The 1,048-nt window shown below is 44.9% G+C and carries 1 protein-coding gene and 2 pseudogenes; 1 reads left to right on the forward strand and 2 read right to left on the reverse strand.

The annotated features are described in order from the left end of the window. Both QZ506_RS21630 and QZ506_RS12600 read right to left on the reverse strand, forming a co-directional pair. A pseudogene (locus QZ506_RS21630) lies at nucleotides 1-99 on the reverse strand (IS1 family transposase); the annotation flags it as partial. Between the two features lie 12 nt (nucleotides 100-111). Further along, nucleotides 112-219, reverse strand: a pseudogene (locus tag QZ506_RS12600) (IS1 family transposase); the annotation flags it as partial. A gap of 172 nt (nucleotides 220-391) precedes the next feature. Between QZ506_RS12600 and QZ506_RS12605 the strand changes: the two are divergent. Then, complete coding sequence (locus QZ506_RS12605) at nucleotides 392-640, forward strand: DUF1289 domain-containing protein (protein WP_291971473.1); 249 nt, start codon at nucleotides 392-394, stop codon at nucleotides 638-640. The last annotated feature ends 408 nt before the right edge of the window (nucleotides 641-1,048 follow it).

Here is a 1,048-nt window from a genome sequence, read left to right on the forward strand (position 1 = left end):
CAATCGGTTACGCAGTATCAGATGTGCACGCTCAATACGCTGTGTATACAGCTTGCTAACAATGTGTTTTACTTTTGGAAGTTCGTCGTTGTAAGCACTGTGCCATCCGTGTTTGCATGACTGACGACGGTAACGCTGAGGGCCACTTTCGCCATAACCGTGTTTTTTCACAGGAGATGTCTGTTCACAAAACGGGCATCTTACATCAACTTTAGCCACTGTATTCCACATCCAAAACCGGACATTTCACACTGCAATCAACATATTGAATACACGACACAAAGGCGACAGCGCAAAGACTCGTTACAGAGTATAATGTTGTAACGGGATTGAGTCCAACCCCTTGTCGCCTTGTAACGCTTCAATGAACGTGATGGGTAGCGGAGGTGCAGTGCCTGAACAACTTGAGCTTTTTGCTGTTCCCAATCCTTGTCGTGGCGTGTGCCAAACGGATGCGCGCGGTTATTGTCCGGGTTGCTTCCGCAGTCGCAGTGAACGTTTCTCCTGGGGGCAGATGAGCGATGCGCAAAAACAGGACGTGCTGAGGCTTTGCAGGCAGCGCGAAAAACGGATGTTACGTTCGGAAAAGGCTACACTGAATGGCGAGTGGCAGCAGCCTTCGTTATTCAACGATGAGTAGTGCGGCTACGGCCCTAATAACTTATGTTGCATGATGCAGAGAGAACAACTCTTTTGCAACGTTATGCGTTGAGAGAATTTTCTCAAGGTGTATATATTTGGTATAACAGCAATGTGGTTGCCGCCATTATGGATAAATTATTAAGCAAGGCGCCTTTTTCATTTTTTTAAATCAGAGTTGATTGCAATCCAGGGATATAACTTAGTACACTAATAATAAGGAGATGTTATGGAATGGCTTTGTTGAATAAATAGATATTATGCTGCGTAGCCATAAAGGCTGCGGATTCCCTTGACGTAAAATCAGTATGTTAAATCCAGAGCGTGGTGATGCATCCCGGAGCGATCAGCATTTTAATCCAAAACAGGTGTGTCATAACAGCATTATTCCCTATTATTCAACAAAGCC

The sequence above is a fragment of the Candidatus Symbiopectobacterium sp. genome, assembly GCF_020054415.1.
In the GTDB taxonomy this organism is placed as follows: Bacteria; Pseudomonadota; Gammaproteobacteria; order Enterobacterales; family Enterobacteriaceae; genus Symbiopectobacterium.